Annotated in this window: 22 protein-coding genes, 4 pseudogenes and 1 other annotated feature; of the genes and pseudogenes, 16 read left to right on the top strand and 10 right to left on the bottom strand. The window is 63.3% G+C overall.

The window, feature by feature from the left end; translation table 11 throughout:
- Nucleotides 1–37: 37 nt before the first annotated feature.
- The 4 genes from ACKAMS_RS29840 to ACKAMS_RS29825 all read left to right on the top strand — a co-directional run bounded on the left by ACKAMS_RS29840 (nt 38) and on the right by ACKAMS_RS29825 (nt 4,838).
- Nucleotides 38–1,105 carry a BtrH N-terminal domain-containing protein gene (locus ACKAMS_RS29840; RefSeq protein ID WP_003942427.1) on the top strand — a complete coding sequence of 356 codons (1,068 nt, stop codon included), beginning with the start codon at nt 38–40 and terminating at the stop codon, nt 1,103–1,105.
- Nucleotides 1,106–1,188: 83 nt separating this feature from the next.
- Complete coding sequence (locus ACKAMS_RS29835) at nt 1,189–2,820, top strand: fatty acid--CoA ligase (protein ID WP_003942422.1); 1,632 nt, start codon at nt 1,189–1,191, stop codon at nt 2,818–2,820.
- A gap of 273 nt (nt 2,821–3,093) precedes the next feature.
- Nucleotides 3,094–3,627: a PaaI family thioesterase gene (locus ACKAMS_RS29830; protein ID WP_003942418.1), complete on the top strand. Its 534-nt coding sequence runs from the start codon at nt 3,094–3,096 to the stop codon at nt 3,625–3,627.
- Nucleotides 3,624–4,838, top strand: coding sequence for a cytochrome P450 (locus ACKAMS_RS29825; RefSeq protein ID WP_003942419.1), 1,215 nt, complete (start codon nt 3,624–3,626; stop codon nt 4,836–4,838). Before ACKAMS_RS29830 ends, ACKAMS_RS29825 begins: the two co-directional genes overlap by 4 nt.
- A 268-nt stretch (nt 4,839–5,106) precedes the next feature.
- Here the strand turns inward: ACKAMS_RS29825 and ACKAMS_RS29820 are convergent.
- A pseudogene (locus tag ACKAMS_RS29820) lies at nt 5,107–5,382 on the bottom strand (MFS transporter); the annotation flags it as partial.
- Nucleotides 5,383–5,510: 128 nt separating this feature from the next.
- Here ACKAMS_RS29820 and ACKAMS_RS29815 point away from each other — a divergent pair.
- The 4 genes and pseudogenes from ACKAMS_RS29815 to ACKAMS_RS29800 form a co-directional block, all read left to right on the top strand.
- Complete coding sequence (locus tag ACKAMS_RS29815) at nt 5,511–6,197, top strand: TetR/AcrR family transcriptional regulator (protein WP_042926433.1); 687 nt, start codon at nt 5,511–5,513, stop codon at nt 6,195–6,197.
- Nucleotides 6,198–6,824: 627 nt separating this feature from the next.
- A pseudogene (locus tag ACKAMS_RS29810) lies at nt 6,825–7,816 on the top strand (IS3 family transposase); the annotation flags it as partial.
- Nucleotides 7,112–7,240: a sequence feature (AL1L pseudoknot), on the top strand. Its footprint overlaps the pseudogene before it by 129 nt.
- Nucleotides 7,816–9,213 (top strand): IS30 family transposase, encoded by a 1,398-nt coding sequence (locus ACKAMS_RS29805; protein WP_051649791.1) that lies wholly within the window; start codon nt 7,816–7,818, stop codon nt 9,211–9,213. The pseudogene ACKAMS_RS29810 and the gene ACKAMS_RS29805, both read left to right, overlap by 1 nt.
- A gap of 4 nt (nt 9,214–9,217) precedes the next feature.
- A pseudogene (locus ACKAMS_RS29800) lies at nt 9,218–9,532 on the top strand (integrase core domain-containing protein); the annotation flags it as partial.
- Between the two features lie 269 nt (nt 9,533–9,801).
- Here ACKAMS_RS29800 and ACKAMS_RS29795 read toward each other — a convergent pair.
- Complete coding sequence (locus tag ACKAMS_RS29795) at nt 9,802–10,479, bottom strand: GntR family transcriptional regulator (RefSeq protein WP_167349920.1); 678 nt, start codon at nt 10,477–10,479, stop codon at nt 9,802–9,804.
- A 58-nt stretch (nt 10,480–10,537) separates the two neighbouring features.
- Between ACKAMS_RS29795 and ACKAMS_RS29790 the strand changes: the two genes are divergently transcribed.
- From ACKAMS_RS29790 to ACKAMS_RS29775, 4 genes are read left to right on the top strand one after another with little or no spacing between them, the layout of a single operon-like run.
- Nucleotides 10,538–11,164: a peroxiredoxin gene (locus ACKAMS_RS29790; RefSeq protein WP_042926436.1), complete on the top strand. Its 627-nt coding sequence runs from the start codon at nt 10,538–10,540 to the stop codon at nt 11,162–11,164.
- 43 nt (nt 11,165–11,207) lie between these two features.
- Nucleotides 11,208–11,690 (top strand): bifunctional 2-polyprenyl-6-hydroxyphenol methylase/3-demethylubiquinol 3-O-methyltransferase UbiG, encoded by a 483-nt coding sequence (locus ACKAMS_RS29785; protein WP_306670235.1) that lies wholly within the window; start codon nt 11,208–11,210, stop codon nt 11,688–11,690.
- On the top strand, nt 11,665–11,898 hold the full coding sequence (locus ACKAMS_RS29780; RefSeq protein ID WP_306670234.1) for a hypothetical protein: 234 nt from the start codon (nt 11,665–11,667) through the stop codon (nt 11,896–11,898). Before ACKAMS_RS29785 ends, ACKAMS_RS29780 begins: the two co-directional genes overlap by 26 nt.
- Nucleotides 11,895–12,242 (top strand): DsrE family protein, encoded by a 348-nt coding sequence (locus tag ACKAMS_RS29775; protein ID WP_042925967.1) that lies wholly within the window; start codon nt 11,895–11,897, stop codon nt 12,240–12,242. Before ACKAMS_RS29780 ends, ACKAMS_RS29775 begins: the two co-directional genes overlap by 4 nt.
- A 37-nt stretch (nt 12,243–12,279) precedes the next feature.
- Here ACKAMS_RS29775 and ACKAMS_RS29770 read toward each other — a convergent pair whose 3' ends face one another.
- Both ACKAMS_RS29770 and ACKAMS_RS29765 read right to left on the bottom strand, forming a co-directional pair.
- A complete protein-coding gene (locus ACKAMS_RS29770) occupies nt 12,280–13,152 on the bottom strand; it encodes a cytochrome c biogenesis CcdA family protein (protein ID WP_042925969.1) in 873 nt (290 codons plus the stop codon).
- Between the two features lie 11 nt (nt 13,153–13,163).
- A complete protein-coding gene (locus ACKAMS_RS29765; RefSeq protein WP_042925970.1) occupies nt 13,164–13,892 on the bottom strand; it encodes a thioredoxin domain-containing protein in 729 nt (242 codons plus the stop codon).
- Between the two features lie 106 nt (nt 13,893–13,998).
- On the opposite strand from ACKAMS_RS29765, the gene ACKAMS_RS29760 reads away from it, so the two are divergent.
- The 3 genes from ACKAMS_RS29760 to ACKAMS_RS29750 all read left to right on the top strand — a co-directional run bounded on the left by ACKAMS_RS29760 (nt 13,999) and on the right by ACKAMS_RS29750 (nt 16,166).
- Entirely contained in the window at nt 13,999–14,511 is a 513-nt protein-coding gene (locus tag ACKAMS_RS29760) for a hypothetical protein (protein WP_042925971.1), read from the top strand.
- A gap of 75 nt (nt 14,512–14,586) precedes the next feature.
- Nucleotides 14,587–14,994, top strand: coding sequence for a DUF302 domain-containing protein (locus ACKAMS_RS29755; RefSeq protein ID WP_042925972.1), 408 nt, complete (start codon nt 14,587–14,589; stop codon nt 14,992–14,994).
- A 53-nt stretch (nt 14,995–15,047) separates the two neighbouring features.
- Nucleotides 15,048–16,166, top strand: coding sequence for a hypothetical protein (locus ACKAMS_RS29750; protein WP_231917489.1), 1,119 nt, complete (start codon nt 15,048–15,050; stop codon nt 16,164–16,166).
- A 22-nt stretch (nt 16,167–16,188) separates the two neighbouring features.
- On the opposite strand, the gene ACKAMS_RS29745 is transcribed toward ACKAMS_RS29750, so the two are convergent.
- Nucleotides 16,189–16,404, bottom strand: coding sequence for a YgaP-like transmembrane domain (locus tag ACKAMS_RS29745; protein ID WP_006898201.1), 216 nt, complete (start codon nt 16,402–16,404; stop codon nt 16,189–16,191).
- A 33-nt stretch (nt 16,405–16,437) separates the two neighbouring features.
- Between ACKAMS_RS29745 and ACKAMS_RS29740 the strand changes: the two genes are divergently transcribed.
- A complete protein-coding gene (locus ACKAMS_RS29740; protein ID WP_074447159.1) occupies nt 16,438–17,313 on the top strand; it encodes a sigma-70 family RNA polymerase sigma factor in 876 nt (291 codons plus the stop codon).
- A gap of 633 nt (nt 17,314–17,946) precedes the next feature.
- Here ACKAMS_RS29740 and ACKAMS_RS29735 read toward each other — a convergent pair.
- From ACKAMS_RS29735 to ACKAMS_RS29715, 5 genes and pseudogenes are all read right to left on the bottom strand, one after another.
- Nucleotides 17,947–18,420, bottom strand: a complete 474-nt coding sequence (locus tag ACKAMS_RS29735; RefSeq protein WP_058228376.1) for a hypothetical protein — start codon at nt 18,418–18,420, stop codon at nt 17,947–17,949.
- Nucleotides 18,417–20,190, bottom strand: a pseudogene (gene ctaD / locus ACKAMS_RS29730) (cytochrome c oxidase subunit I). The gene ACKAMS_RS29735 and the pseudogene ctaD overlap by 4 nt, the downstream one beginning before the upstream one ends.
- 79 nt (nt 20,191–20,269) lie before the next feature.
- Nucleotides 20,270–21,112 (bottom strand): sulfite exporter TauE/SafE family protein, encoded by an 843-nt coding sequence (locus tag ACKAMS_RS29725; protein WP_042925974.1) that lies wholly within the window; start codon nt 21,110–21,112, stop codon nt 20,270–20,272.
- Between the two features lies 1 nt (nt 21,113).
- Nucleotides 21,114–21,452 (bottom strand): rhodanese-like domain-containing protein, encoded by a 339-nt coding sequence (locus ACKAMS_RS29720; RefSeq protein WP_042925975.1) that lies wholly within the window; start codon nt 21,450–21,452, stop codon nt 21,114–21,116.
- A gap of 28 nt (nt 21,453–21,480) precedes the next feature.
- Complete coding sequence (locus ACKAMS_RS29715) at nt 21,481–22,713, bottom strand: GntR family transcriptional regulator (protein WP_231915860.1); 1,233 nt, start codon at nt 22,711–22,713, stop codon at nt 21,481–21,483.
- Between the last annotated feature and the right edge of the window lie 10 nt (nt 22,714–22,723).

The following is a 22,723-nucleotide window of genomic DNA, read 5'->3' as shown; positions in this document are numbered from 1 at the left end:
CTGGTCTTCGAACCCACCACCCAGAAAAGGAAGATACATGCCCCGCAAGATCCTGATCAAGGACTACCCCCATCAGATCGGGGGGCACTGTGGTTCTGGCGCAATGCGGGATCTTCTGCACTGGCATGGACTGGGGTGGGAAGGGCCACCCGATGAAGGTCTGGTGTTCGCACTCGGCGGCTCGCTGGGGCTAGCGTACCTCCGATCGAATGACCTGGTTCCACCATTGTATTTGGTGGGACGAGGGGCCGACTTCGAAATCGATCTACCCCGCCGGCTAGGCGGACAGGTCCACGTTCTCACCACCGACGATCCCAGTGAGGGATGGTCTTGGGTTCTCGACGAGATCGACGCAGGCAGACCCAGCCTGGTGTGGGGCGACATAGCCGAGCTACCGTACCTGCAGGTCCAGTTGCAGATGAGTCGCCACGACATCGTGGTGATCGGTTACGACGAAGCTAAGGGGATTGCCTTCGTCGTAGACAATGATCGCGCCGAGGTGCAGGAAGTCCCGCTCGATTCGCTGGCTCGGGCGCGTTCCTCGACGTCCTTCCCTCAACCGACGCGCCACTGTACATACCGCATCACCTGGCCGAGCGCGCTGCCAGACATGGCAACAGTGGCGGCAGAGGCATTTCGCCAATCCGCGGCCAACATGCGCCACCCGTCACAGCCGGGGATCGTTGATCTCACGACCATGGAGGCCGGGGCCGAGGGGCTAGCTGCAGTCGAGCAGTTGGCGGCCGACCTTCGAGCCTGGGCAGACCTTCCGACAAGAGATCTTGAGATCTTCCTGTTCAGTCTGGGCGCTTTCATCGAGAAGGCGGGCACCGGCGGCGGCCTATTCCGCCGGTTGCTCGCCGATGGCTGCGCGGATGTCGCACGCCTGACCGGTGATCTAGCCACCGCCGACCTCGCCGTCGCCGCCAGCCGTTGTGCGCAGGCATGGACCGAAACTGCACGTGCCGGGACCCAACGCGACATTGATGCGCGCGCTCGCTTAGCGGCGGTGGTCACGGCGGCTAGCCGACTACCAGAACTCGAGTCGAACCTGGTCGAGTCCCTGGAATTGGCTTCAACCTCACTTACGGCTGCAGGTCTCTGACAGCCCGCTGTTAACCAGGACGCCCGGTGAATTGATCTGCGGATCGCTGTTCGTTCGCAGGCACTATCGAATGAAGGAATGGTATGCAGAGCACGATGATGAACTTTCCCTTGACAACTGCGGCGATTCTGCGCCACGGTTCGAGTGTGCATAGCTCGGCAACCGTACGGACCTTGCAGTCCGACGGGAGCGTTAAGGTCGGCACTTTCGCCGAAGTCGGACGGAGAGCCGCACAGTTGGCCAACGCATTGCGCGGTTGCGGGATCACAGGCGATGAGCGTGTTGCGACCTTTATGTGGAACAACCAGGAGCATGTTGAGGCCTACTGTGCGGTGCCCTCGATGGGCGCAGTGCTGCACACCCTGAACCTACGTCTCACCCCTGATCAACTTGTCTACATCGGCAACCACGCCGAGGATCAGGTCGTAATTCTCGATGGAAGCCTGCTGCCCTTGCTGGCCCCTGTACTGCTGCAGCTCACCAGCGTGCACACCGTCGTCGTGACCGGCGAAGTGGACCTTACCCCGCTGCACCGTGACGGGGTCAGGGTCGTGGGGTACGAGGAGTTCCTCGCCTCTCAGTCCGATACGTTCGACTGGCCTGATCTCGATGAGCAGTCCGCAGCCGCTATGTGTTATACCTCGGGTACCACCGGCAACCCCAAAGGGGTCGCCTACAGCCACCGGTCGACGTACTTGCATTCGATGGCGGCCTGCGCCGCCGACGGACTGCGAGTCAGCTGCGATGATCGGATCCTTGCCATCGTGCCGATGTTCCACGCCAACGCTTGGGGACTAGTCTATGCCGCCCTTATGTCGGGCGCCGACCTACTCATGCCTGACAGGTTCCTGCAGGCTGAGCCGCTGGTGCGGCTCATCGACGCGCAGAGGCCGACCGTCGCGGGCGCAGTTCCGACGATCTGGAATGACGTCTTAAACTTCTTGGAGGCAAACTCCAGCTATGACATCTCCTCTCTCGGTCTGGTCGCCTGCGGTGGTTCCGCAGTACCCCTTCACCTGATGGAGGCCTTCGAGGAGAGGTACGGCGTGCAGGTCGTCCAGGCATGGGGAATGACCGAAACCTCGCCGCTGGCCGCCATCGCACGCCCACCGGTATCGCTCGATGTGCAGGAGCGCTGGCGCCTGCGCGCCACCCAAGGCCGCCCGGTTGCAGGGGTGGAGCTGAGGATTGTCGACGACGAGGGCAATAAGCTCCCGCACGACGGCGAAGCGGTCGGTGAGTTGCAAGCACGCGGGCCCTGGATTACCGGCTCGTACGTCGGCGAGGAGCATGACAGTGAGAAGTTTCAGGAAGGGTGGTTACGCACCGGCGACGTCGGGCGGATCGATGCACGCAATTTCGTGACGCTGACCGACCGCGCCAAGGACGTGATCAAGTCCGGCGGGGAGTGGATCTCCTCGGTCGAGCTCGAACTGCTGCTTGCCGGTCATCCAGACGTGCTCGAGGCATCTGTGATCGGAGTGCCGGACGAGAAGTGGCAAGAACGCCCCCTCGCGGTGATCGTTCCACGTGAGGGCCGCGAGCCCACACCTGCTAGTCTGCGCGACTTCCTCGACGGCAAGGTCGCCAAGTGGTGGCTGCCCGAGCGTTGGTGCTTCATCTCCGAGGTGCCCAAGACCTCAGTCGGCAAGTTCGACAAGAAGCGCCTACGCTCCCTGCACGCCGAAGGAGAGCTAGCTGTCATCGAAATCTAGGAAATTTTTTTCCAACCGGAGTTCTGAATAGGACGAGGCAGATGGAACGCGGGGCGGGAAGTTTTTCACGACACCGGCGTCCATCGCAGACTACGGCACTGGTGAAGGAGATGGGGTCGTGATCTCCCGTTGGGCGGGACACCTCGCCTGACCAACGTGGAGTTGAGCGAAGGGCTGCCACCGCACTCTCCGGAGTGCGCTCAGGTGTATTTGCATAACGGTCACACTCGAGACCGGCATTAAGCGCGGTTTCATCGACAGGAAGGTCGGACCATGGGCAAAGCTTCGGATGCGGTCGGGGGGTCGGTCGACCCAGACATGGAGGACTGGGTGCGCTCATTCCGGCCGCTGGAAGAATCTAGCTCGCCTGAGTTGCCACCCCACCACCCCAACTGTCTTGGGTGCGGGCCGACGAACCCGCACGGGCATTACCTGTCGGTACGGCGTTGCCGAGACGGCGTCGTTGCTCACCACCTCTTCGACCAACGTCACGTAGGGGCGCCCAGGATAGCACACGGCGGCGCGGTGGCGACCGTAATCGACGATCTTTTCGGTTTCCTGCTCTACACGGTCGGAGAACTCGGCGTGACGCGCCGTCTCGAACTCGACTACCTCGCGCCGGTTCTGCTTGCCACGCCTTACACCCTGCACGCCGATACACGGTCTCGCGATGGCCGGAAATTGAATCTCGCGGCCAGGATCGAGGATATAGAGGGTCGATCGGTCACCACGGCGACCGCCCTGTTCATCCTGGTCGACGTCGAACATTTCCTGCAGTCACAGGCGAATACTAAGAGGCAAGCATGAATGTACCGACCGAGAGGGAACTGCTCCTGGACGCCTTACTCACCGATCACGGCGCAGCCGGACCTTACGAAGCGTTCCGACGGCTGCGAGAGACGCGCCCCGTCTTGGTTACGCGATCGGGGGTGCTGGTATTGAGTCGCTACGACGATTGCGCGGCGGCGCTCCGCGACCGCAGACTCGGCAAGGCCGACGAGTCGCTGGGCTTCGGCTTGTCCGAGATCCCTGACGAGCTGCAACGTCGGGCCATGCATCGATTCCGGCGCACCATGCTGTTCCGTAACCCCCCTGACCATCACCGGCTGCGTCGACTGGTGGCCGACGTGTTCACCCCTCGACACATTGACGAGTTGCGCAGCCGCATCATCACACAGATCCATCACCTACTTAACGTCATGGAGGTACAGGTCTTCGTCGACATCATCACCGATCTGGCGCTCCCGCTGCCTGTGAATGTGATAGGCGAACTTCTGGGAGTTCCCGCGGCCGATCGGGCAGTTGCCGCGCCATTGGTGCGTGCCCTGCTCGCCTCACTGGAACCCGGAGCCAATGTTGAGGCTCTGACCGCCGCCTGTGAAGCCGAGAACCAACTTGCCATGTATTTCGCTGACCTGTTGGCGGTCAAACGCGCCCGCCCCGCCGATGACCTACTCAGCCGACTCGCCGTCGCGCACGGCGACGACATCCTGGATGACGACGAATGCGTCGGCACCGCGATTCTGTTGTTCGCCGCAGGGTTCGAAACCACCACAAACCTCATCGGCAACGGCGTCGCCGCGCTGCTCGCTCACCCCGACCAAATGCGCGAACTGGGTGCCAGGCCCGACTTGGCGAGCAATGCCGTCGAAGAATTGTTGCGTTACGACTCCCCCGTCCAGACCAACGGGCGCACGGTGCTCGAGCCGACACGGCTGGCAGGAGTCGATCTACATCCCGGTCAGATCGTATTGACCTTGCTCGGGGCGGCCAACAGAGATCCGGACCGATTTTGTGACCCGGATAAGCTCGACATCACCCGAACCGGAGTCCCACCGTTGTCGTTCGGCGCCGGCATTCACTTCTGTCTCGGCGCGCCGCTGGCCCGGCTCGAAGGATCCCTACTGTTCCCGATCCTGGTGGCTCGTTTTCCCGGTCTCCAGCTCGTCGAACAGCCTCGCTGGCGTACCGGGCTATCCTTCCGCGGGCTATCGAGTTTAAAGGTGGCAACCAGATGAGCCCTCCCCTACCCCCCACCAGAAGGGCTCAAAGTCTCGGGAGTTGAACCCGACCGAACCACCTCAATCGATCGGAGTCGCAGTGTCAGCGCAGCCTTTCCTAGGCTTCGCAGGTCGGGCGCCGACTCGCTTGCACGGCGCGACCGGAACCAGTTTGTCAGATCCATGCTCAGGGAGACGAGTTTACGGCCTGCGCGTGTGGTAGACGTGAGCGTGCGCGTGTGGTACATGTGAGCGGCTGGTGGCGGGGCCGGGAGAGAGAATACCGCAGCCCCGTGACCAGCACACCGCGACGCCCGTAACGGTCACCGATTGCTCCGGCAGGCAGCACAAGACACGCCAGCACCAGCGTGTAACCGTCGACGATCCAGGTCAACTGGGCTTGCGTCGCCCCGGTCTCGACCGCGATCTGCGGCAACGCCGAGTACAACGCCGCCATGGCCGCGACCACCAGCGCCACCGCCAGGCACGACACCGTCAGCATCCACCACTCGGCCCTGGTCCACCGGTCGATCTCAACAGCGCCCGTCCCAGGTGTGTCCACCGGCGCCTCCCAACTCAAAGACCAACAGTCTCGGTACGAGACCATTCGTATCATAGTGGTGGGGGCTCGGGATAGAGTCGACACATACGCCCAGGGCTGAACGAGACGAATCGGAGGAGCGCGCTCCCATGACCGCCCCGGACCACGCCACGACCGACTCACTCACCGCAGTCGACGAGCAGGCCGATCCGCGGCTAGCACGCTCACGCAACCGGTTACTCGATGCGGCCACCCATCTGCTGTCCACCGGTGGCGTCGAAGCGGTCACTGTCGAAGCCGTCACCCGCATGTCGAGGGTCGCGCGCGCGACTCTATACCGACACTTCGGTAGCACCAATCACCTGCTCGCGGCAACCTTCGAACGGCTACTCCCTCACGTCGACACCCCTTCCGGCACCGGACCCGTGCGCGAGCGGCTGATCGCACTGCTCACCACCGAATCCGACCTCATCGAACAGGCCCCAGTACAGATGACCACCCTGGCATGGCTGGCCATGGGGTCCCTTGGCGACGCCCACACCGACCCCGCCCGCCGCCCCGATCCGGCCGCGATCACCTCGCTACGCGCCCGCATCATAGAGCAATACCGCCAACCCTTCGACTACATCCTCACCAGCCCCGACGCCCGTGCCATGCTCGGCGAACTCGACACCACCTTCGCCCTCATCGAACTCCTCGGCCCGATCGTCTTCGCACACCTCACCGGACTGCGCACCATCGACCACGACGATTGCACCCGACTCGTCGACAACTTCCTCACCACCCACCGAATAGGCGCGGCATCAACCACTCCGGCCGAGCACAGAACGCGGTAACCGAAGACCTGGGCCAGTCGGTCAGAACAAAAAGTGTCGCGGACCCGCAGAGCCCGGTGTCGTAGCAAGCATGCTGTAGTGGACGGCGACTCAGCGCAGCCGTCCTGCGCGTTGTTGGTGTGGTGGGACCTTGATGCGTGGGTGCTGAAGGCCGAGGTTGACGAGCGCTTCGCGGCGTTCGAGGTAAGGCAGGACGGTCGTCGATGTGTCGTCGACGTCGAGGACATCGACGATCCGGCAAAGCCAGCATTGTTACGGCCACCGAGCGCCGTGACGCTTCCACAACTTCTCTTCCGGAGTCACATACGCACACCACCAACAAGAAGATCAACGATCACTTCTTATCCGAAACACGATGAGCGCCCTCCTGCCGGTTTGGGTGTTCGTTTTGACCGTCGTCATACCGGACGGTTAAGAACGGGCGTCTGGGCGCGACTGATGTCAGTTTCAGAAGACGGCTGCACTATGCCAGAAGTGGACTGCACTAGAGGGTCGACTAAGTCGACATAGCTTAAAGAGTGATGTCCACAAATCTCGCTAACGAAGCGAGCAGCCTCTCGCCGACAACGGAATCAGTGAATCGAACCGGAGTTTCCGGAGACTTCATCCTTTGGGAAAGATGGAGTCATGTCCTCAGCAACGAACAAGAGGTACCCGCCCGAACTGCGTGAGCGGGCAGTGCGGATGGTCGCAGAAGTCCAACACGAGTACCCGTCCGAGTGGGCCGCAGTCGAATCCGTCGCTGACAAACTCGGCATCGGAACAGCGCAAACGCTGCTCAACTGGGTCCGGAGAGCTCAGACCGACGCCGGCGAACGTCCCGGTGTGACGAGCGAAATGGCAGCGGAGATGCGCAAACTTCGAGCCGAGAATCGGGAACTCAAGCGCGCCAACGAGATCCTGAATTCGGCATCGGTTTTCTTCGCAGCGGAGCTCGACCGCAACAACAAGTGATCATCGACTTCATCAACCGATACAAGAGTGAGTACGGCGTCGAGCCGATGTGCAGGGTGCTCAGCGAGCATGGCTGCTCAATTGCGCCGTCCACCTACTACGACGCGCGCAATCGTTCCGCATCTCGGCGGGCTCTGCGCGACGAAGAGCTCAAAGCCGCGGTCAGCCGTGTACATGCCGAGAATTATTCGGTCTACGGAGCCCGGAAGGTGTGGCTGGAAATGCGTCGAGAAGGCATCGACGTGGCACGGTGCACGGTCGAACGGTTGATGGGTGTCCTCGGGCTCGAAGGTGCACGTCGAGGCAAGGCGAAACGGACCACTATCGCAGATCCACAAGGCCGTCGGGCGGACGATCTGGTGCAGCGAAAGTTCAACCCGGTTGCGCCAAATGTGTTGTGGGTAGCCGACTTTACCTATGTTTCGACGTGGTCGGGTTGGGTGTACGTCGCGTTCGTGATCGATGCGTATTCACGGCGGATTCTGGGTTGGAGGACTGCGACGACGATGGCGACACCGTTGGTACTCGATGCGATCGAGCACGCGATCTGGACTCGACGCCGAGAAGGGATTACCGAACTGGCCGGGCTCATTCACCACAACGACCGCGGGTCGCAAGGCGTATTCAACCGGTCGTCGCAACACCTACCCGATAGAGGTGTTCGATGAGAGCCATCGAGAGGCAGAAACGAGTCCGGGAATATCGAGGACAGATCGCTTCACCAGGGCGACCGACAATAGCCTGGCGTGAAGACCGGGTTCGCTTCTGGATCGCGATCGCCGGTGGAGCGAAAACCGTTGACGCGGGGATTACCGCCGGAGTGTCAGAGCCGGTCGCTCATCGTTGGTTCAAGCATGCTGGTGGAGTGAATCCGCAACTGCCCCCTAGTGTTTCTGGACGGTACATCTCCTCGTCCGAGCGTGAGGACATCGCGCTTTGGCGTGCGCAAGGCGAAGGAGTCCGACAAATTGCTCGCCGTCTGGGCCGCAGCCCGTCGACGATCTCGCGGGAGCTGCGCAGGAACGCGTCAACGCGAACCTACCGACTCGAGTACAAAGCATCGACAGCTCAATGGCATGCCGAGCGTCGTGCTCGCAGGCCCAGGGTCGCCAAAATGGTCATCAACGGTCGATTGCGTGAGTACGTGCAGGACAGGCTCAGCGGTGAGGTCCACACCACCACAGGGAAAGTCGTAGGTCCTGACGGTCCGTCTTGGGATGGGAAGAACAAACCCCATCGCGGAGATCGGGCGTGGGTGACGGGGTGGAGCCCCGAGCAGATCTCGAAACGGCTGCCGCTCGATTTCCCCGATGACGAATCGATGAGGATCTCAGCCGAGGCGATTTACCAGGCTCTTTACATCGAAAGCCGTGGCGGGTTGGAGCGAATGCAATCCTGGCATCTACGGCGAGGCAGGACCAAACGAATGCCCAGATCGCGTGCACGCCAGCAAACGTGGGCTCATGTCACTGCAGACACCGTGCTGGCTAAACGTCCGAAAGAGGTCGCTGATCGTAAACTCGCCGGCCACTGGGAGGGCGACTTAATCATCGGACTGAAGCGTTCTGCGGTAGCGACATTGATCGAGCGCACCTCCCGCTACGCGGTGCTCGTCCATCTCCCTCGCCAAAAAGGATACGGGATGATTCCCCCGAGGAAAAACGGCCCAGCACTGGCCGGTTACGGCGCCTTGACCATGAAAGACGCCCTGGCCAAGGCCGTCACCCCTCTACCGAAAACCCTCAGGCGGTCTTTGACATGGGATCGAGGCAAGGAACTCTCAGCTCACGCACTCTTCACCGAACAGACCGGTGTCCCAGTATATTTCGCTGATGCCAAGAGCCCATGGCAGCGAGGCAGCAATGAGCATCTCAACGGTTTGCTACGCCAGTATTTTCCGAAGGGGACCGACCTTTCCCGATGGAATTCCGCGGAGATCACCGCAGTGGCGAACGTGATCAACAACCGCCCCCGAGGAATCCTTGATTGGCGCACCCCCGCGGAGGTATTCGAAGAATTGCTACGATCTGCACAACAACACACTGTTGCGACGACCGGTTGAATACGCCCAATATACGTCAATTACGTTCACCGACAGGCTCATTGAGGTGGGTATCGATGCCTCGATCGGGGCGACTGGGTCGAGTTACGACAATGCTCTCGCCGAGACGATCAACGGGTTGTACAAGACCGAGTTGATCAAACCTCGTGGGCCGTGGCGAACGGTCGAGCATGTGGAGATCGCGACGTTGGAGTGGGTGGACTGGTTCAACCACCGGCGACTCTACGAGCATTGTGGGGATGTGCCTCCTGCCGAACTCGAGGCGTTCTACTACGGTGAACACAGAACTACGCGAATTGCGGAGTTCTCAAATCAGTAAGTCTCCGGACTCGCCGGTGCGATTCACAGAGTGAGCGAGTGCTACGGAATCATCCGGTGACTGGGCGCGTTTACCGCCGGGGCGTGGTTCGGGTTCGTTCGGTTTTTCGCATAACTGAGCACGGGTTTCATACACCGTCACCAACGCTAGATGTGGATCACGCATAGCGTCGCCTGACGTCCGAATCCACCGAACCGGCCACGCCGTTTGGATAGGTGACGGGCCGCGAAGCAGAGGCAGCTGCGGTCGTTGTGGTCGCGCCCTTCCGCTCAATCTGACGTGGGGTCACCGCGGATGAAGGTCTCTTCGTGTTCGCGGGACAGCCGAGCGGCCCTTTCGGCATCGCCCGCACCGAGCGCTTCGAGTATTACTTGGTGCTGTTCCGTGCTGGCACCCATGTCGAATCCTGGTGCCAATACGAGTTGAGCGGTTCGACCTTCGATCGACAGATGCTCCCACGTCGACAGCAGTGTGCTGTTGCCGGAGGCCGCGACGACGAGCCGATGGAATGCCATAGCGTGCGCGACCCATGCTCGACGGTTCGCGGTGACGGCGGCGGAGCGCATACCGTCGACTTCATCGGCAATGCGGTCCACCGCCATGCCGCGACCGGCTGCCAGTCGTGCTGCTGTCTCTTCCAGTGCGGCGCGCACCACTGACACCTCATCGAGCTCGTCCTGGTCGACCCGTCTGACTCGGCACCCGCGGTGCGCTTCGAAGACCACCAGGCCCATTCCGGCCAACTGCCGAAGAGCTTCACGGACGGGACCTTGGCTCACGCCGAGCTCACGAGCGATCCGCGTCTCGATCAACCGATCTCCTGGCGGGTACGTGCCATCGGCTATTCGTTCCCACAGCAGATCTTTGATTTGTTCGGGCAGACCGGTCACCGTGACGCCCTGCCCTGTCTTTGACCGAGTATCCGTCGACTCCGAGGGGACTTTCACATGTACCATCATAGATGATCGATTATTTAGGATCTACCATTATTGAGAGGATGCACCGATGAGTATTCGATTGGGCGATACAGCTCCAGATTTCACCGCCGCTACGACCACAGGAACGATCTCCTTCCACGAATGGCTGGGAGACTCGTGGGGAATGCTGTTCTCCCACCCCGGTGACTTCACGCCCGTATGCACAACCGAACTCGGTGCGGCAGCGCGGCTGAAACCTGAGTTCGACCGACGTGGAGTCAAGCTACTCGGCCTCTCTGTGGACTCGGTGGATTCGCATCTGGCATGGGAAGGCGATGTCGGTCAAACGCAAGGCACAGCAGTGAATTTCCCGATGATCGCAGACACCGATCGCGCAGTCTCCGAGCTCTACGACATGATTCACCCGAGCGCCAGCGCGGCGGCCACCGTACGTTCGGTGTTCGTCATCGCCCCGGACAAGTCGGTACAGCTGATCCTCACTTACCCGATGTCCACCGGCCGCAACTTCACGGAAATTCTGCGCGCGATCGACAGCTTGCAACTGACCTACGGTCAGCCAGTGGCTACGCCCGCCGATTGGCAGCCGGGTCAAGACGTGATCATCGGACTGGGCGTTTCCGACGACGAGGCAACAACACGGTTCCCCGGATATCGAACCTTGAAGCCTTATCTGCGGTTGACCGCGCAGCCCTGACCAGGGCACTCGTTCGCGCTGTTACCCCCCGGGGTACAGTGCAGTGAGTCACAGCTTCGTCGACGCGTGGGGTTGTCCGACCCTGCGGTGGTCAGCGGTGGAAAGGCGTGAATCAGTGAATTCGTCGGACTGGGATGCTCGGTACAGCAGCGTCGAGCATCCGTGGGGGTCGGCCCCGGCGGCTGCCCTGTCTGCGCGGTTTGCGGAGCTGCCCCCTGGCCGGGCGGTCGATCTGGGGTGCGGGAACGGGCGCCACGCTCGATGGTTGGGCGACGCGGGGTGGACGGTGAATGCTGTCGATTTTTCTTCTGTGGCAATCGAACTCGCACGCAGCGGCGGGGAGGACCGGTCGATCGACTACACCGTTGCCGACGTGCGGGCCTGGGAGCCGCCCGGCCCGGTGGATCTGGTGGCCATCGGCTTTCCTGCATCTACCGGTCGACGAGTTGGTTGCCGTCATTGCCGGTGCAGGAAGTTGGCTCGCACCGGGTGGACGGCTGTTGTATCTCGGTCATGCGCTCGATAACTTCACTCACGGAGTCGGGGGCCCGCCGGATCCGTCGATCCTGCCCGCCATCGACGACCTCGCCCGCGCCGCGAGCGGATTGCAGGTCCACGAGCTGGAACATCTGGTCCGCCCTGTCGGCGAGGGTCGGGCCATCGATGTTCTTCTCCATGCACAGCCGTGGGGCGCCGCAGCTCACCGTGATCTGAAGAGCGGAACTTTCACGTGACCGATCATCCGACTCCCCTGCGTGTGGTGTTCGCCGTCAACACCACACCCACCGTGGTGGTGCGGGCGATCCACAACCTTCTCGATGCTGCGACCGAGCCGGTGACGATCGAAGTCGTGTGCTTCGGACCGGGTCTCGATGCGGCCCTGCGCTGTTCGGATATTTCCCTGGAGATGCGGGCGTTGATCGATTCGGCCTCCATCACGGTGAAAGCATGCCGCAACAGTCTGGAGGGCAGAGGGCTCGGTGACGACGATCTGCTGATGGGTGTCGAAGTGGTTCCCGCTGTAGTGCTCCATCTCGCTCGACGTCAGCGAGATGGGTGGTCACAGCTCTACGCCTGACATCACATCCCCGCTCCAGTGTCGTAGGCACATCGTCTCAGGGCGTTCGGTTCTCGCGTTCACCGAGCTCGGAGGACTCGGCTGCGGTGTCACGGCCTCGACCACGGACGATGCGCACCGTCAGGACTGCGATGATCATCAGCACTGCGATCAGTAGTACTGCGGTGTTCGGTACCGCGTCGGCCACATCGCTGATCCAGACCTGCAGCGAGTACTGACTGTCGACCCCCATGACGCCGCCGAGGTTCGCTGTGCCCTCCGTGAGCAGGAACAGCACTCCGATACCGATGAAAAGTACCCCCGATATCAGAGACGTGGTATGCGTCTTCAGCGGTCCTATGCTGATTTCCTTGCCGCGCAACCACGTTCGTGATCCGAGCGAGAATCGGTCCCATACCAGCGCCAGCACGAACAGGGGTATCACCATCCCCGCTGCGTAGAGTGCCATGAGCACTCCGCCGTATGCGGCCTGACCGCCGGCGACGGCAACGGTCAGGACCGCGCCGAGCAGGGGTCCCGAGCAGAACCCTGCGAGCCCGTAGACCGCGCCGAGGGCGAAGACCGATCCGGTGGAGGAGACGTCGATGCGCGCGGCTGCTCTCTGAGCGGACCCCAGCGCGAAGCCGCGACCGACGATGATCATCACTCCGAGTGCGATGATGACCACGCCGCCGATCATGGTGGTGACCTCGCGATACCGGGTGATCGCCGAGCCGATGGCACCGACTCCGGCACCGAGGGGCACCAGGACCGCTGCCAGCCCGAGGTAGAAGATCCCGGTGCGGCCGGCGAGCTTGCCGGCCCCGTCGAAGGCGTACGCGAAGAAGGAAGGGAGCAGCAGGGCCGAGCATGGACTGAGAAGTGCCAGGAGCCCGCCGAGAAATGCTCCGAGAAGTCCGATCTGCGACATCGCGGGCCGCCCTACGCGCCGGCTGCGGTGTCGATCAGATCGACGAATTCCGAGAACGGTTGTGCGCCCAGAACCGGATCACCGTTGATCGAGAACGCCGGAGTGGCCGGGATACCCAGCGACTGCGCTTCGGTGGAGTCGGCGGTGATCGCGGCATCGAATGCGGTGCCGGTGGCGTCGGCGGTGAACCGAGCCAGATCCGGTACCCCGGCCTGTTGCGCGTAGCTTTGCAGCGTCTCCAGTGTCAGGTCCGCGTGACCGGTCTCGGGTGCATCGGCGTAGACGGCGCGGGTGAACTCCCAGAACTTGCCCTGGGCGGCGGCCGCGCGTCCGGCCCGGGCAGCATCGAATGATTGTTGCCCGAAAATGGGTAGATCTCGCCATTCGATGCGCAGGGTGCCGGTATCGACGTATCGATCGATCAGCTGCGGCTCGGTTTCCCGGCTGAACTGGGCGCAGAACGGACACCGAAAGTCCGAGAAGGCGATCATCACCACCGGGGCCTCGACGTCGCCGAGGGCCATCGGATCATCGGGCTCGCGGTGCGCCAGATCGCCGAGCGGTCCCATCGCCGGCGGGCCGCTCACGCTGCTCGACCCGGCGTCCGGTGCCGCCTCCGACTGCTCGCCGTCACCTGTCGTTCCGAGCACGAGAGCTCCCACGAGCACGGCCGCCACCACCACGGCGATGGCCAGGAGCACAAGGTCGCGTCGGCGAGTGGAGCGAGATGTCGAAGTCATGCAATACCTTTCGGCAGTCGGCAATACTGGCAGCGATACCCATCTGGGTATAGCCTCACAGTGTCACCCTACTCACACAACTACAACCCGTAGGAGATCCTCGCTGATGACCGAGCCCGCCACGTCCGACCGCCTCGACGTCGAAACCGCAGGCCGTTCCGATGACGAGGTGGTTGCCCAGTTCTCTCGGTACCGGCGTTGGGGGATGCGGGCGGCACGCGGCACTGTCGCCGGTGTGATCACCGTGTTGGTGGTCGGCATTCCCACCGACATCATCGACACGCCCGTCTTCGGCCGTGAAGTGCCGGTGCGGGCATGGGAGCTTCCGGTTCTGCTGGCCACGGCCCTGTTGACCGCACTGTGGTTCGGGATCGACAAACCCGCGCGGGTCGAGCGGACCGGCACACCCGCCGCCCTCGGTGTCGCATTGACCTTCTTCGCCGTCGGATGTCCGGTGTGCAACAAGCTGGTGCTGCTTGCGCTCGGCACCTCGGGTGCCCTGGGACTATGGGCCCCGATCCAGCCGTTCCTGGCGGGGGTATCACTGACGATGTTGACCGCTGCCGTGATCGTGCGATGGCGCAAGCGTGACTGCACCGCAGCGTCCTGCGCGGCATGATCGAGTATCGGTGGACCCACGCGGACCACTGTGAGTGACCACCACCCCCATCGATCGAAAGGAACCGAACGAACTATGACCGAATTGGCCATCGGTACCCGAGTGGACATGCCGTTCGAGGAAACTGTCGATGCAACCCGTGAGGCACTCGCCGAACAGGGGTTCGGAGTGCTCACCGAGATCGACATGCAGTCGACGTTGAAGAGCAAGATCGACGCAGACATCGAACGCTACGTCATTCTCGGAGCCTGCAATCCGCAGTTGGCGAAGGCTGCGATCGACACCGATCGGCAGGTGGGGTTGCTGCTGCCGTGCAACGTGGTGGTGCGAGCCGACGGCGGCAGCACCATCGTCGAAGCGATGAACCCCCAGGTGATGGTGGGGCTCTCGGATGCAGCGGGCCTGGCCGAGGTCGCCGACCGGGCCACTGCACTGCTGCAGAGCGCAATCATGGCACTCGGCGGAGACAGCACCACCACATAGATGGGTGCGCACCGCATCGGCAGAGCGGGGGCGGTGATCGGGACCGTTGCACTGTGCGCAGTCGCGCTGGTGTCGGGGTGCAGTTCCTCGCCTGCTCGAGACGTCACGGGCACCGATCCGGCGGCGCACCCGTCGTCGCCGTCCGCGCCGCCGGCGGCTTCGGAGACACGGCCCTGTGGTCGATCCCGTTCCTGTCGCAGCCTCACATCGTCGAGGACGGGTTCGTCGGAGTCGTCGACTCCTCGGACGCATCCGGTTCGCACCGGGTGCAGGTACTCGACGACGCCGGCACACCACGATTCGGCGTGGACGTACCCGCCGATCGCGACGAGTTCGCGGTCACCAGCACACACAACCGTGAGCTGTTGATCACCGAGGACATCGATGATTCCGGTTCGGGGGCACCGGCCACGATGACCGCCCGCGATACCCGCACCGGCGACCTCGTATGGGGTCCGGTCTCCACTGCAGGCTGCCTGACCGGGGCCGGGCTGCTGATCGACGCCGACTGCTCGCAAACGGATGCGCCCGTGGCTGTCGCCGCCGTCTCGGAAACCGACGGACACCGCACCGACCTGGCGGGTGCGGTCTCCGAATCCGGTGGATACGCGGTCACCGTCGACGGCGACACAGCGCATGTCGTGACCGCCGATACCGGCAACATCGCCTGGTCCACCGACACTCTCACCCCGCCCCCCGCAGCGATCCCCGGGAGCGCACGATTCGTCGCTACCGCCGGCAATGCAGTGGTCGTGGCATGGACGATCCCGACCCGTCCCGAACCGATCCAGGCGGTCTATCGCCTCTCCGATGCCGAGATCCGATGGATCAGCGGTAGCCGCAGTCCGATGGTGGTGACCGCCGACAGCAGTAGCGGGGCGACGATGATCACCACCGCAGACCTCACCGACGACGGAATCGCTGTCCTGTTCGAGCAGTACGGCACCCGAGGTTTCACCGCCGATCAATTTCCCGGTGCCGACCGCTTCGCTCTGGTCGGCGGCATCGTCTACGGCGCGTCGGACTCGGGGGTGACCGCCATCGATGCGACCTCCGGCCGCGTCACCGGCACATCACCGAGTGCGGCGCCGACAGCAGTGACCTCGAACGGTGTCGCATTGGCCCAGAGCAACGACGGGTACACCGCGTTCAAGGTGATCCCCCATTTCTGAGCTGCCCGCCCGCGCACCCCGTTCAGGACGTCTTGGGTCGACCTCGAAGATCGACGGAGAACAACGGGCCGAGCAGACACACGTTGATCACCCCAGTCAGCACGAAGACACCGCCGATCACTCCCACCACGATGCCCCCGACACCGCCGAGCACGACGGCGACCACGATCAGAGCTATTCCCACCACGATGCGCAGTGCGCGTCCGGCAGTACTGCGCATGAATTCGACGAACGACATGATGATTCCAGTTCTGTAGAGGGACTTTCACTGTTGGACGGGCGAGAACGACGAAGTGGACCAATCCATGGCTCCTCGCGCGAACAGCCCAGCCCCGACCTCGACAGCGCGGCATACGACGAGCGCTTCGCGCGCGATCTGATCGACCAGGGCACGACTCTTCGTCGCTTCGCAGCCGCGATGACACGATCACCGGCCGATACCGACGATCTGGTGCAGGACGTCCTCGAACGCGCGTGGCGCAACCGGAGAACGTTTCGATCCGAATCGGCGCTCACGACGTGGCTGTATCGAATCGCGATCAATCGTGCCCGCGATGTGGCCGCACGCGCGGAGAATCAGCGCACCGAACCGTCGGGCACGGGCGAGATCGATGGACCGATCAGCGACCTCGAGCATCCCGAGACGGTGGCGCAGGCGCTGAGCGATCGGTCCACGGTGCGAGCGGCGCTGGCGACGTTGACCGTCGAGGATCGAATGGTCCTGGCATTACACGACGGCGAGGGCTGGACGGCGACACAGATCGGTGCGGTCGGCGCGCTCACCACCGCGGCGGTGTACAAGCGCATCCACCGCGCACGGGTGAAGCTGCTACGCGCCCTCGACGACGGTCCCGCACACCCGCGAAACGACTCCCAGGCATGCAGGCGCACACTCGCCGCGGCATCGGACTACCTGGACGGGCGTCTCGATGTCGACGCCTCGGCCCGCATCGATGCGCACCTGCGGCAGTGTCGCCGGTGCCCACCCATCGCACAGGCCCTGATCGGTATCAAGACCGCACTCGGCCTGCGGCCGTGGACCAGCGCGGTACCCGAACAGTTCGTCTACGACGTCGCCCGCTTGGGCGGACCCCTGCCCGCCGCGAGGACCGATCACCCCCGACACCCTCAATCGGATACCCCATAGGGTATATTGGGGCGTGATTCGTCGACCGAGGGAGAGACTCATGTGCAGGGCTGTCACGTGCAAGAAATGCGGAAAAACGACGTGGGCGGGATGTGGTCAACACGTCGATCAGGTGATGCGGGGCGTTCCGGCGTCCAATCGCTGCAAGGGGCACGACTCCGATCCGAAGTCACCGGGATTGTTCTCCCGCATGTTCTCCAAAAAGTAGATCGCGGTCCGCAGCCCTGGTCCTGCCAGGGCTGCGACCCGAGTCGTATTTCTTCGCGATCTCGGTTGTCACGGTCCCGGTCTTCGTGGTCTCGCCCGTCGCGGCGTCGACCGGTCGGACCGTGCATGCGCAGGTCCGCATCCTAGTGAACGAACAGTCCCCACCCGATCAGGTGCAACACCACGACCACACGTGCCATCGCCAGCAAGCTGGGGCTTCGTCGCGGGAGAATCGATGTCGCGCAGGCACACTCACGTCGATCACCAGCACAGCCAGCCGTCCGGCGGGCAACGGAGGGTGGTCGTGATCGACGTCTGCGACCGTGGAGTGGCTTTCGCCGCCGCGCGGGGTGCGGGCGAGGTTGCTCGATCAGCAACGCCCGTTCCCGGACGCATCGTCGATGCTCGGACCGACCCCGACCAAGGTCAACGACCGACGGTGCTGCGGGTCGACCCACACCGAAATGGTGGCACCGGTCCCAGTGCGCGGACGATCGACCGTTCTGCACGCACATCGCACCGGTACGTTCCGGCCCCGGGCACCGTCACTTCCAGTTCCACCCGCCGTGAATCGACGTCGGATTCCAGGACCACCGCCCACCCTTCGACGATGTCGTCCTCTCGGTCCGCCGCCGTGTCGCGGACCGGAGACACTGCTGCGGGATGCAGCGGCGTGCGGGCTGCGAACATCATCGCCGCCATCAGCAGCACCGCGAAGCCGGCCACCACGGCAGCGGTGACAGCGGTCGCTGACCCGGGAGAGAGTCGAGGGACGAGGAATGTGAACACCAGGATCAGCGCGAGCACATAGAACCCCATGGCGACCGCTATCGCGTACGACACCCGCCCCGGTACCAGGACAGCGGCACCCGTCGAGCGCAGTCTCCGCGTGCCCGTCACCGACTCTCCCCTGAGGTCCCGCTGGCGGTGCCCTCTTCGACGCCGTCGGCGATGATTTCGGACGGCGCCCGCACGTCGGCGGTGTGGCCCGTCAGCCCGACATGGGCTTCGGTGCGCATACGTTCGACCATGTGAGGGTAGTGCAGCTCGAACGCCGGCCGCTCGGAGCGGATCCGGGGTAGTTCGGTGAAATTGTGGCGGGGCGGTGGGCAGGTGGTGGCCCATTCGAGGGAATTGCCGTAGCCCCAGGGATCGTCGACGGTCGCGACCTCGCCGTATCGGTAGGACTTGAACACATTCCACACGAACGGCAGCGTGGACAGTCCGAGGATGAACGCTCCGATCGAGGAGATCAGGTTCAGGGTGGTGAATCCGTCGGAGGGCAGGTAATCGGCGTAGCGGCGCGGCATCCCTTCGTTGCCGAGCCAGTGCTGAACCAGGAACGTCATGTGGAAGCCGACGAACGTCGTCCAGAAGTGCCACTTGCCGAGGCGTTCGTCGAGCATGCGTCCGGTGATCTTGGGAAACCAGAAGTACACCCCGGCGTAGGTGGCGAAGACGATGGTCCCGAACAGCACGTAGTGGAAGTGCGCCACCACGAAGTAGGTGTCGGTGACGTGGAAATCGATCGGGGGGCTGGCCAGCAGCACACCGGTCAGTCCGCCGAACAGGAACGTGATCAGAAACCCCGATGCTGAACAGCATCGGGGTTTCCAGGGTGACCTGTCCTCGCCACATGGTGCCGATCCAGTTGAACAACTTCACCCCGGTCGGCACGGCGATGAGGAAGGACATGAACGAAAAGAACGGCAGCAGAACAGCTCCGGTGGCGTACATGTGGTGCGCCCACACCGTGATCGAGAGCGCTGCGATGCCGAGGGTGGCGAAGATCAGGCCCTTGTAGCCGAAGATGGGTTTGCGGCTGAAGACCGGGAAGATTTCGGAGACGATGCCGAAGAACGGGAGCGCGACGATGTAGACCTCGGGATGGCCGAAGAACCAGAACAGGTGCTGCCAGAGCACCGCTCCCCCGGTCGCCGGGTCGAACACGTGACCACCGAAGTGTCGATCGAAGGCCAGCCCGGCCAACGCGGCCGCGAAGGTCGGGAACGCCAGCAGTACCAGCACCGAGGTCACGAGTATGTTCCAGGTGAAGATCGGCATCCGGAACATCGTCATGCCGGGTGCGCGCAGGCACACCACGGTGGTGATGAAGTTGACCGCACCCAAGATCGTGCCCAAGCCGGACAGGATCAGACCCAGTACCCACAGGTCGGCACCGACACCGGGGGAATGCAGTGCGCTCGTCAGTGGGGTGTAGGCGGTCCATCCGAAGTCCGCGGCACCTCCCGGAGTGATGAACCCGGCGAGCACGATCAGCGACCCGAAGACATACAGCCAGTACGCGAACGCGTTGAGGCGCGGGAACGCTACGTCGGGTGCGCCGATCTGTAGCGGCAGAATGTAATTGGCGAATCCGTACGCCACCGGGACTGCGTAGAGCAACAGCATGATCGTGCCGTGCATGGTGAAGAGCTGGTTGTACTGCTCGTTGGACAGGAACTGCAATCCCGGCACAGCCAGTTCGGATCGCATCAACAACGCCATCAACCCGCCGATGAGGAACAGACCGAACGAGGTGACCAGATACATCTTGCCGATCGTCTTGTGATCGGTGGTGGTCACCAACTGCAGCAGTGTCCAGCCCTTGGGTTCACTACGCGCCGGATACGGCCTGGCCGCCTCAGGGCGGGGAATCAGTGCGGTCATCGACGATCTCCTCGATCCAGGTGTGCGATGCGCCGCATTTGCGTGCGCAGAAATAGGCTGTGATGCACAACGATGTGCGTTACAGGGCCATGGAGGCCTGGACGGTGACGTAGACGGCCACGGCGAGCAACAGGGCTGCGAAGCTACGGGTGAGTGTGGTGGCAGTGACTTTGTCGCTGATGACTTTTCCTGCGAACGAGCCTGCGATTGCCGCGAGGGTGAACGGTACGACGATCTCCCACGGGATGGTGGCACCCGTGCCGAGGCGTTCGGTGAAGGCTCCCGCGCTGGTGATGGAGATGATCACCAGTGACGTTCCGACCGCGACGGGCATCGAATAGCCCAGTGCCAGAACCAGAGCGGGGACGATGAGGAAGCCGCCGCCTACTCCCAGAAATCCGGTGAGGAAGCCGACGACGAGCGCGGACGCGACCAGCTTGACTACCTGCGACGCGGTGATCTTCACTTTCGTGGGCTTCGTGGCGACCGCGACGGCGCTCAGGCGTGTTCCCGCGGTCTCGGCCGGGTCCGGTGTCGGTAGGTCGGCATCGTGTCCGCGCCGGGTGCGGCGCAGCATCGCACCGGCGGCGACGATCATCAGTGCCGCGAACGCGAGCAGCAAGATCTGCGGGTCGACCGATCGGTTGAGGATCGACCCGCCGAAGGCGGTGACCGAGCCCAGAATTCCGAACACTGCCGCTGCCCGCCACCGAACGTGCCGTGCTCGCGCATGGCTGATGGCCGCGATGATCGAGGTGATTCCGACGATGATCAACGAGGCGCTCGTTGCCGATTGCGGTTCGACCGCAAGGAGATACACCAGGGCAGGAACAGTCAGTATCGATCCCCCACCACCGAGTGCGCCGAGGGAGAGCCCGATGAGAATCCCTGCGGCAACTGCGATCGCGAGGGTGGCGACCATGTCAGATCACTGCGCCGGGGGTGCCGTCATCACGGACCACAGGGCGGCCGTCTTCGTGCCACGCTTTCATTCCGCCCGACAGATTGTGCGCTGCGCGACCGGCATCGGTGAGGGCCGCGACAGCTGTGCTCGACCGAGCGCCCGAGCGGCACACCACGACCAATTTCTGCTCAGGAGGGTAGGCAGCAGGATCGAGATCGCCGAGGCGTACATGGACGGCGTCCGGGGCGTGGCCGGCTGCCCATTCGTCGTCCTCGCGGACATCGATCAGGATGGCTCCCGATTCGGCGATCAGTGCGTGTGCAGCGGCCGGATCGGCTTCCGGTGGTGCTCCAGTCATGAACAACGCTCCTTGGATCAGTGGGTGCTTACAGGGCGTGCAGCGGCGTGGCCGGCACGAAGCGATAGCCCTCGCTCGGTGAGAACGTGGCCGAGACGGTGAACCGATCTCCTCGAACCACTGTGTGCCGCAACTCCACCGGCCGGGAATTCATGCAACCCAAGCGGCGGATCGACAGCGCGGCGGTCTTCGAATCGAGTTCGAGTGCTGCCGCATCCTCCCGATCCGGGACGACGGCAGTGACGTCCTCGCGGCCACCGGTGAGGCGGATGCCGCAGCGTTGCTCGAGCTCGATGTACAGAGCCGTGTGAGTGAAGTCCGCATCCAGGAGGTCGCGTGCCAGATCCCCCGGCAACCAGGCATAGTCGAGCGCCAACGGCATGGCCCCTGCCATACGGATGCGCTCCAGGTAGAGCAGCGGAGCCTTGGGACCGACCTGCAGAGTGACAGCGACCGCGGGGTCGGTCCGCAGTTCGAGTGCACGCACCACGCTGTGCTGAGCAACACCCGTGGCTTCCACGGCAGCGAAGAGACTGTAGAGCGCACCGAGAGGTTGCTCGATCACCGGCGGACCGGCCAGTCGAGAAGGCCGACCGCGCTCTGCAATCAAGATTCCTTCGTTCCGCAGGTGCCGCAGGGCCTCGCGGGTGGTGTGACGGCTGACGCCGTAGCTCGTCGTCAACGCATGCTCGCCCGGGAACTCGGAGCCGGCGAATTCGTCGTCACCGATTCGGCGGACCAGATCGGCATGCAGTTGCGCCCACAGCGGCATCGCACTGGAGCGGTCGAGCGCGGCACTGCGATCTGGTTCAACCATCAGAGGCCCTCCTGTCGATCTGTGTCGGAATCCGAATTCGAGCCGCCTGCTGCTGGCCCCCTCGAGGCCACTGTACAACAAATGTACGTACATCCGTACGGGCGGGTGTGATGCTCTGTACGCGTCGAAGCGATCTTCACCGAGAACCTCGGGTGCCGCAGCTCCCCCGTCCACGACGGACCATCCGTCAGCGTCGTCGACACGCAACGAGACGACCCTCGCATCGAGAAAGTTCTCGCCGAGCGCGAACGAGCTCCTGGTGGAGATCGCGCCGAACCTGGCGAATCCGTCGGCGTAGCGACGCGGCATCACGTCACTTCCCAGTCGGTCCCGGATCAGGCCAGTCGGTGCCGGATCGGGAGTGTCGCCCGGGGTCTGCTCTACCGCAGGTGGCGCGGCGAGCCGGCTGGGCGAGCACAGGACCGAACCGGCGGCGGACAGCACGACCGCCTCC

The organism is Rhodococcus sp. 5A-K4 (assembly GCF_046097995.1).
Classification (GTDB): domain Bacteria; phylum Actinomycetota; class Actinomycetes; order Mycobacteriales; family Mycobacteriaceae; genus Rhodococcus_F; species Rhodococcus_F erythropolis.
Note: the sequence above shows the minus strand (reverse complement) of the source record. Positions and strands in the feature narration are given on the sequence as shown.